8 protein-coding genes and 1 pseudogene are annotated in these 8,120 nt (G+C 66.5%); 4 read left to right on the top strand and 5 right to left on the bottom strand.

The features are described from left to right. From ASD42_RS34815 to ASD42_RS32265, 4 genes and pseudogenes are all read left to right on the top strand, one after another. A pseudogene (locus ASD42_RS34815) lies at nt 1-282 on the top strand (mammalian cell entry protein); the annotation flags it as partial. Between the two features lie 8 nt (nt 283-290). Continuing rightward, the gene (locus ASD42_RS32275; RefSeq protein WP_056824133.1) at nt 291-1,379 is read left to right on the top strand and encodes an MCE family protein; all 1,089 of its coding nucleotides are present in this window, start codon (nt 291-293) and stop codon (nt 1,377-1,379) included. Beyond that, nucleotides 1,376-2,554: an MlaD family protein gene (locus ASD42_RS32270; RefSeq protein ID WP_056824130.1), complete on the top strand. Its 1,179-nt coding sequence runs from the start codon at nt 1,376-1,378 to the stop codon at nt 2,552-2,554. Before ASD42_RS32275 ends, ASD42_RS32270 begins: the two co-directional genes overlap by 4 nt. A gap of 129 nt (nt 2,555-2,683) precedes the next feature. Beyond that, the gene (locus ASD42_RS32265) at nt 2,684-3,454 is read left to right on the top strand and encodes a hypothetical protein (protein WP_056824127.1); all 771 of its coding nucleotides are present in this window, start codon (nt 2,684-2,686) and stop codon (nt 3,452-3,454) included. 92 nt (nt 3,455-3,546) lie between these two features. On the opposite strand, the gene ASD42_RS32260 is transcribed toward ASD42_RS32265, so the two are convergent. The 5 genes from ASD42_RS32260 to ASD42_RS32240 all read right to left on the bottom strand — a co-directional run bounded on the left by ASD42_RS32260 (nt 3,547) and on the right by ASD42_RS32240 (nt 8,075). Continuing rightward, nucleotides 3,547-4,194: a ribonuclease H family protein gene (locus ASD42_RS32260; RefSeq protein ID WP_084787392.1), complete on the bottom strand. Its 648-nt coding sequence runs from the start codon at nt 4,192-4,194 to the stop codon at nt 3,547-3,549. Between the two features lie 10 nt (nt 4,195-4,204). After that, nucleotides 4,205-4,678, bottom strand: coding sequence for an SRPBCC family protein (locus tag ASD42_RS32255; RefSeq protein ID WP_056824125.1), 474 nt, complete (start codon nt 4,676-4,678; stop codon nt 4,205-4,207). A 71-nt stretch (nt 4,679-4,749) separates the two neighbouring features. Then, entirely contained in the window at nt 4,750-5,970 is a 1,221-nt protein-coding gene (gene lhgO / locus ASD42_RS32250) for an L-2-hydroxyglutarate oxidase (protein ID WP_056824122.1), read from the bottom strand. Continuing rightward, on the bottom strand, nt 5,967-6,683 hold the full coding sequence (locus ASD42_RS32245; RefSeq protein WP_131816808.1) for a hypothetical protein: 717 nt from the start codon (nt 6,681-6,683) through the stop codon (nt 5,967-5,969). Before ASD42_RS32245 ends, lhgO begins: the two co-directional genes overlap by 4 nt. 600 nt (nt 6,684-7,283) lie before the next feature. Continuing rightward, entirely contained in the window at nt 7,284-8,075 is a 792-nt protein-coding gene (locus ASD42_RS32240) for a TIGR03084 family metal-binding protein (RefSeq protein ID WP_056824117.1), read from the bottom strand. Nucleotides 8,076-8,120: the final 45 nt, after the last annotated feature.

Genomic DNA, 8,120 nt, shown 5'->3' with positions numbered 1-8,120 from the left:
CTGACCACGGTCACCAACCAGTTGCGTGCCAACTCGGGCGCGATGATCGAGATCGTCGACGTGGTGCCGCTGCTCATGGAGAACATCGACGGCGCCATCAACAAGGAAAAGGGCTTCGTCCGCCTGCAGGGCCTGGTCGGTACCGCTCTCTCGGGCGAGATCGTCAGCGTGTTCTGTGAGCGGATCCAGATGCGGCCCGATGGTTGCCGCACCACCGGGAACGTCCAGGACTTCGGCCCCGACTACGGGCTCACCGCCGCACTGCTCGGACTGACGAAATGAACCGACGAATGACGATGAAGGCCCGCCGCGCGCTGCTCTCCGCAGCCGCATTGGCCACGGTCGCGATCACGACCGGCTGTGGCTTCACCGTGGAGGATCTGCCGTTGCCCAAGCCGGGCACCGGCGGCGAGACCTACACCCTGCACGCGAAGTTCGAGAACGCCCTGAACCTGCCCGATCAGGCCAAGGTGAAGGTCGGTGGTTCCGATGTCGGCGTCGTGTCGGCGATCACGACCAAGAACTTCGAGGCCATGGTCGACATGGAGATCAACGTCGATTACAAGCTGCCGAAGGGCAGCACCGCGGAGTTGCGCCAGGCCACTCCCCTCGGCGACGTCTTCATCGCGCTGAGCAGCCCGAAGAACGCCGCGGGCGGGCCCGACATGGCCGCGGGTGACACGTTCACCCTGGAAGCCACCTCGGCCGGCGCCACGGTGGAAGAGCTGCTGGTCTCGGTGTCGATGCTGTTCAACGGCGGCGGCGTCGCCAGCCTGAGCAGGCTCGGTACCGAACTCGGCTCGATCCTCAACGGGCACGGCGGTGAACTCGGCCACCTGATCTACGAGATGACAGGCGTCATCGGCGAGTTGAACAACAACAGCGCCAAGGTCGACTCGGTACTGACGGAGTTCAACACCCTCGCCAACACCATCGAGGCCAACAAGGGCCAGCTCGGCCAGGTGGCCGACACGCTGCCCCAGGCCATCGGCGCGATCGCCGAGAACAACAAGGCGATCGGTGACCTGCTCACCAAGCTGGCCACGGCTACCGCCGCCCTCGGCGACTACTCCAACACCACCGGTGATCAGCTCTCCGACCTGCTCACCAATCTCGACAATCTGATGAACGCGCTGGCCGCGACCGGCAACGACTTCGGATATGTGATGGATCAGTTGCACGCGATCCGTCCCGGCGCCAACCAGACGTTCCTCGGTAAGGGTCTGGCGCCGTACGCGACGCTGACCAACCTCGATGTGGGCGCGCTGACCGACCCGGCGAACAGCAAGCTCTGGGACATGAAAGATGTGAACGATTTCGTCGGCAGCTTCATCCAGGTGCTGCAGATCGTTCAGGGCCGAGTGGGAGGCCACCGATGAGCAGGCTGAAGAAGTTCGCCGGCAGCAAGATCCTGCTGGCCAACAGCGCGCTCGTAGTCGTGCTGTTGCTCGGCGGGACGTACCTGCTGGTCAACGTGATGCGGGTCAATCCGCTGCGATCCGAGTACGACGTCACCGTGAACCTGGACCGCTCCGGTGGTCTGCAGCCGGGCAACGACGTGACCATGCGTGGTTTCCGGATCGGCAAGGTCACCTCGATCGAACTGATCAACGACGGCGAGGCGATCGCCGCCAAGACGCAGATCGACAAGGATTTCAAGATCCCGGTCGACACCATGATCCAGGTGGCGGCGCTGTCGGCGGCGGGTGAGCAGTACATCGACTTCCGTCCGAAGAGCGATGTCGGCCCGTTCCTCAGCGACGGCGCGGTGATCAAGTACAGCCCGGAGCAGATCCAGACGCCGGTTCCGGTGTGGGCCGTGCTCGATGACACGAGCGCGCTGATCGCCCAGGTGGATCCGAAGCAGTTCGACGTGATCCTCGACGAGCTCGATATCGCGCTCGGTGCCGGTCCCGACCAGCTGCGCAGCATGATCAACGGCGTCAGCCTGGTGGTCGCCGGTCTGGACAACCTGCTTCCGCAGACGGTGAACCTCATCGCCAACCTGCGGGTGATCGCCGAGACCACCTCGAACGCTCAGCCGGATCTGCAGACGCTCACCCGTAATTCGGGCGCGCTGCTCACCCAGTTCAACAACGCCAACGCCGAGCTGCAGGGCGTGCTCGACAACGCGCCCGCGCAGTTCGAAACCCTCGGTGCGGTGCTGGACTCGACGGCTGATCCGATCAGCTCGCTGGCGGCCAACTTCGTGGCCATCACCAAGGCGGCGCAGTTGCGTCAGCCCGCCCTGCGACTGCTGTTCCCGTCGCTGGCGCTGGGCCTCGGGTCGATCGGCGCCCCGGCGCACGAAGGCGAATTCCACACCATCATCGATATCTGGCCACGTCCGACGTGTAACTACGACACCGAGTACCGGCGCAACGAAGAGGTCCAGGACGGCAGCATTCCGAAGTGGAATTACTGCACCAACCCGACCTCTGACCTGCAGATCCGTGGTTCGGCCAACGCCCCGCGCCCGAACGTGCCCAATAACGGCGCGCAGATGCCGCCCGGTGTCGACCCGAAGGAGCGGACACCTATTCCCGCCAAGTGAGATGGTGCCCGGCCAGGCTGTTCACAGCTTGACCGGGCATACTCGCGGGGAAGAAGTGTGGCCCGGCTCACGGACCACAATCGGAAATCGGTGCGATCATGTGCGCCGGGAAAGAGCAGGATTGATTCGATGACCAGCGACGATGCCCAGAGCAAGTCCGATGCTGCCGCGGCAGACAAGCCCGATCTGGCGAAGACCGACGACACCGTGAAGGGTGCGGCGGCCACTCCCGAGGTCGATCAGCCGACTGTCAAGGCGCAAACCGTGACCGAGGCGCCGGCTCCGGCCGCTGCCCCGACCGCGACATCGAGCTCGACGGGCTGGATCGCCGCAGGTGTGGCCGGTGTGGTCGCAGTCGGCGCGATCACCGCGGGTGTGGTGTTCTTCCTGCAGAACAACAACAAGGCCGAAAAGCTCGACGCTATCGCCGAGTCCACCAAGGCAGCCTGCGATTACGGCGCCATCCTGGCCAACTACGACTACTCCAAGGATCTCGACGGCTATATCGCGTCGATGAAGGCGGGCGCCACCGGCGACTACCTCAAGGAGTTCAGCGATGCCAGCGAGGCGCTCAAGGGCGCGATGGTGCAGGCCCAGGTCAAGTCGACCGGCGAAGACGTGCAGTGCGCCTACATGTCGGGCAGCACCGACGACGTCAAGGCCATGGTCACCATGACCCAGTACCGCACCAACTTCACCCAGACCCAGCCCGATCGGATGATGTTCGCGATCGAGATGAGCCTCGAGCGCTCCGGCGACAAGTGGCTGGTCAGCAAGCTGGACTCGCCGCTGCTCAAGAACGGCGGCGGCGCCGCGGCCGGTGGCGGCGGCACGGCTCCCGGTCAGGCGGTTCCGGCACCGGCTCCCGCTCCGGCGCCCGCCCCGACACCTGGGAACTGAGCACGTCAGGAAACTGAGCCAACCGAAACGCCGCGGGCAGATTCATCGCCCGCGGCGTTTCGTTGTCCGGTCCCACTCCGGTCGCACCGCACCTAGAACAGGGTGAGAGTCCCTGCCACCGGCGCGTCAGCTGCGACCGACTTCCCTGTGGAGACCGTATTATTTGCGGCTGGTGCCGCGGGTTCTCGGCCCCGAAGCCTCGATTCTTCCCTCCCGCCGGGCACTCCTTCGTCGCACCCTCTGGTCAGTCCAGAATCAAGGCGGCCGAGAACCGGGTCCGGGGCGGCTGGCGCCGCAGGTATCAGTACACCGTCGCGGACTGCCCGCGCGGCCTCGCCTGCCAGTTTGTCGGCTTCTTCGTTGAAGTAGTTGCCCACGTGCCCGCGCACCCAGCGGAAACGCACCGGCCCTTCGCGGCCGGTGATGGCCCGGTCGATCTGCTTGATGATCTCTACGTTCTTCACCGCGCCGCCGGTGGAGGTGCGCCAGCCGTTGCGTCGCCAGCTGGTGATCCATTCCGAGGCGCACTTGATGGCGTACTGGGAGTCGCTCTCGATGAGCATCGGCTCGGCGCCGGGGTGGGCGAGGATGGCTTCCAGCACGCCGCGGAGCTCGGCGATCTGGTTGGTGCCGCTGGCGGCACCGCCGCTGTCGGCGGGCCCGGAATGATTCACCCATGCCCAGCCGATGGCACCACCGGGATTACGCAGGCAGGACCCGTCGGTGCTCACGATGATCATGACCGCCACCCTAGGCGATGCGGCCGACAAGATCGGTACCGTGGAATGCCTCTATCTCCCTTCGCAACCGCGATTCCGTTCGGCGCAGTGCCGATTTCGCGGCCGCGTCGACGAGGCCGTGGCACAGGCGGCCGAACATGCCGCGTGGTGGTGGATAGTCGGCTTCGGAGGTCAGTACCGACCGTTCGTAGCCGAGTGGATCGAAGCGTAGGGTAACGGTTCCGTATACCCGCCCACGCAGGGTATACCCGATAACGGCATTGCGCCGATATTCGGTGATCTCCACCGATGATCGCAGCGGAATCACTCCGAACAACCGGACTTTCACCGCGAAAGCGGCACCGAGCCCCTGATCCGGTTCGCCGAGCGGCGTCACTTCGGTGACGCCGAACATCCACTGCTGCCCGTGGCGGAAATCCTCGGTATAGGCGAAGGCGGCGTCTACCGTCGCGCCGACGTCACTCGCAAACCTGATGTGGCCCATCGGCCCTCCCTGATCCGGATGGGTTTCCTCGCCCACGCGTACAGGAGCCAAAAGTACTACAAATCTCCGGTTTATTTAGCGGAATAGACTTGTTCGACCAGGTATTCCGCGATCGGCATCGCCGACGTGGCGGCCGGGGAGGGCGCGTTGAGTACGTGGATCGAGCGGGGCGTGCGTTCGATGAGGAAGTCGTGCACCAGGGTGCCGTCGCGGAGCACCGCCTGGGCCCGGATACCCGCGCGGTGAGCGAGCAGGTCGTCGGTGGTGAGTTCGGGGCAGTATTTGCGGCATTCGGCGAGGTAGCCGCGCTTGAACACCGAATTGCGGAGCTCGCGCACCCCCGTGGCGAGATGGTCGCGGGCCACCCGGCGCACGCCGGCGAAGCTCAGCACGTCGATGGCGTCGCGTCGGTTCACGCTGCCCTTGCGGTAGCCCTCCCGCGACAGGCCGAGTACCGCGTTCGGGCCGACGGTGAGTTCGCCGTCGATGGTGGGACTCAGGTGTACGCCGAGGAACGGCAGCGCGGGGTCGGGCACCGGGTAGATCAGCGTGCGTACCAGGTCCGATCGCTCAGCGGGGAGTCGGTAGTACTCGCCGCGGAACGGCACGATACGAAAATCGGTGTCTATCCCGGCCTTTCGCGCCATCCGGTCGGCTTGCAAGCCCGCGCAGACGATCAGCGTGCCCGCGGTGACCGAGCCCCTCGGACCCGAAACCGTGACAGCTGAGGCGCTCTCGGTGATCGCGTCGACAGCGGTGCCGAGCAGGATCTCCCCGCCCATCGCCTCGACCTCGACGGCGAGCGCGGCGGTGATCTTCGTGTAGTCGATGATGCCGGTGGCAGGCACGAACAGCGCGCCGACGCCGCTGATCCGTGGTTCGCGCCGCCTCAGCTCGGCCGCATCGATCGCCTCGACCTCCACACCGTTGGCGATCGAGCGCTCGTAGAGCGCGAGCATCCGCTCGTGTTCGGCGGAATCGGTGGCTACCAGCAACTTTCCGCATTCACGGAACGGAATGTCGTGGGCCGCGGCGAATTCCTTCGTCCACCGCGCACCGGCCCGGCACAGCCGCGCCTTCAAACTGTCCGGGGGGTAATAGATCCCGGAGTGGATGACGCCGCTGTTGTGCCCGGTCTGATGCGCGCCGAGCGCGGCTTCCTTCTCGATGAGGACCAGGCTCGCATCGGCATACTCGGTCAGCAGCCGATGCGCGGTGGCCACGCCGACGATGCCGCCGCCGACCACGCAGAAGTCGTACGCACCGCTCGAGGTGCCGTGAGGAGGAGTCACACGCCGACGGTAGCCGGGGTGTCCTCGATCGAGGACCGCGGTGCTTCGGCGTCGCCGTCGTCGTCGCCCGATTCCGTAGTAGTGCCGGGGGTCTCGGCGCTGGGGGTCTCGGCTGGTTCGGTGCCCGTTCCCTCGACCCGCAGCGTGTGGCTGCCGAGGCCGGGGTCCGACAATACGAACACCAATTCCCCACGGCGCGCGTCGAATTCGGTGTGCAATGCGGTCACAGCAGCCGGATCCGGGGTCAGGCCGAGGTATTTCGCCGCCACCGTCACGAGGTTCGTGTCCACGGTGAACGACACGCTGTCGCTGCGCGGCGGCGCCACCTGCGCGCCGACATAGGTGCCGCCGATACCCACCCGTCCGGTCAGCGGCGAATTGGCCGGTCGCGCACCGACTCCGGACTGCTGGGCAGTGATCGGCGTGCGCGTGGCGGCGGGTTCCGAGCGCTCGGTGGTCAGCGTCGGCGCCCCGAAAGACATGGCCAGCTCGACGCCGGCGTGTGGTGCGGAGTCCTCGAGCGAGAAGGGGCGATGAGGGCCGGGGTTCGGCGTCGCGGTCGGTTCCGCCTGATCGTGCGCGGGTGGCGGGCCGAGCTCCGGCATGTGATTGACGATGTAGGCGCCCGCGGCGAAGGTGAGGCAGAGGCTGGCTGCGCCGGAGATCACGATCGCGGACAGGCGCACGATCTGAGCAGGCCGATGTGCGGTCACGATGCGGTTCCCTCCTGTGGCTGTGGGTATACCCGAGTTGAACGGGCCCGCATCGTTGAAAGCCACGTGCTGATTCCACGTTACGTGTTGAGCCGCACAGTAACCGCTCCACCGCAGTGAGATCAGAGCCACATCCGAAACGATGCCGTATCACTCCTAGTCGGGGCGGATTTTCGCATGGGCAAGTGTTTCTCACACCGCGTATCGGGTATCTGATGGAAGCAGGCGAGCGTCATTCACGACTGCCACGGTGGTCACCCCCGGCCAATGAAGTCCGGGGCAGTCGGCACGAATGGCGCTCAGGGACTGGCGCTCGCCTGTTCGGGGGATGGGTGGGCGTGACGGCGAGTCAGGTGTTCGGTAGTCCAGGACGGTTTGACGCTGTGTTTGTTGGCGCGCTGGCGCGCGCGTGTCCGCGGCCACCACGGGCCGCCGGTTAGACGCCGTTGCTTGCTCCTTCGTCGCGTACGCAACGGCGTCTAACCGGCGACCCGGCCGCGGACCGGCCACTTCGTGGCCGCCGCTCCCTAGGGGTCGCGGGTGCGGGGCTGGGAGTGCGGTCATGGCGGATTTGGGGTTTGCCGACGTGGGGTTCGGTGGTTAGGCGAACTGGCCTGCTTCGCGGCCTTGGCCGGGCGGGCCTGCGAAGGCTTGGGCGATGCCGAGCCAGTGGTCGGCGTCGGGGCCTTCGGTGATCAGGGCGGTGTCTTCGCGGTGGCGGCGTTGGGTGGCCACGAGGCAGAAGTCGAGGGCGGGGCCGGTGACGCGCTGGGGGGCGTTTTCGGGGCCCCAGGTCCAGGGGGTGCCGTCGGGGGCGGTGAGTTCTACGCGGAATTCTTCGGTGGGGCCGGATTCGCCGTTGACCAGGTAGGCGTAGTTCCTGGCGCGCACGCTGATGTGGGCGACGGTGCGCAGGCGGGCCGTGGGGACTCGGGTTACCTCGAGGGCGTCGGCGACGTCCTGGCCGTGGGCCCAGGTTTCCATGATGCGGGCCGAGATCATCGACGCGGCGCTCATCGGCGGGCCGAACCACGGCAGTTTGGTGCCGGGAGGCACGGCGGCCAGTGCGGCGATAAGCTGCTCGCGGCCTGCGCGCCAGCGGACCAGCAGCTCGGCGGGTGGTGTCTGCGCGATTTCCTCGGCGCCTTCGTCGACGAGGGTGAATGCTCGCGACGCGGCCTCGGTGAGGAACGCGGTGAAGGCATCGGCGTCGGTCGCGGCCAGCACCGACACCTCGTCGGTCCAGGTCAGATGGGCGATCTGGGTGGCGATGTCCCAGCGTGGCGCGGGCGTCGGCGTCTTCCACCGCTCGGGGGTCAGTGGTGCGACCAGGTTTTCCAGATCCGCGCATTCGGCGGCGAAATCGTCGAGCAGCGCTGCGAGGTCAGCCATGGAGTTCCCTTGCCGATCATGGCGCGACCCGGTAGCGGCGCGCCG

The organism is Nocardia sp. Root136 (genome assembly GCF_001427185.1).
Lineage (GTDB): Bacteria > Actinomycetota > Actinomycetes > Mycobacteriales > Mycobacteriaceae > Nocardia > Nocardia salmonicida.
Note: the sequence above shows the minus strand (reverse complement) of the source record. Positions and strands in the feature narration are given on the sequence as shown.

Bases quoted from the DNA above. Each gene is read 5' to 3' on its own strand.
- ASD42_RS32275 (WP_056824133.1), top strand. From the start codon at position 291: ATGACGATGAAGGCCCGCCGCGCGCTGCTCTCCGCAGCCGCATTGGCC.
- ASD42_RS32270 (WP_056824130.1), top strand. From the start codon at position 1,376: ATGAGCAGGCTGAAGAAGTTCGCCGGCAGCAAGATCCTGCTGGCCAAC.
- ASD42_RS32265 (WP_056824127.1), top strand. From the start codon at position 2,684: ATGACCAGCGACGATGCCCAGAGCAAGTCCGATGCTGCCGCGGCAGAC.
- ASD42_RS32260 (WP_084787392.1), bottom strand. From the start codon at position 4,194: ATGATCATCGTGAGCACCGACGGGTCCTGCCTGCGTAATCCCGGTGGT.
- ASD42_RS32255 (WP_056824125.1), bottom strand. From the start codon at position 4,678: ATGGGCCACATCAGGTTTGCGAGTGACGTCGGCGCGACGGTAGACGCC.
- ASD42_RS32240 (WP_056824117.1), bottom strand. From the start codon at position 8,075: ATGGCTGACCTCGCAGCGCTGCTCGACGATTTCGCCGCCGAATGCGCG.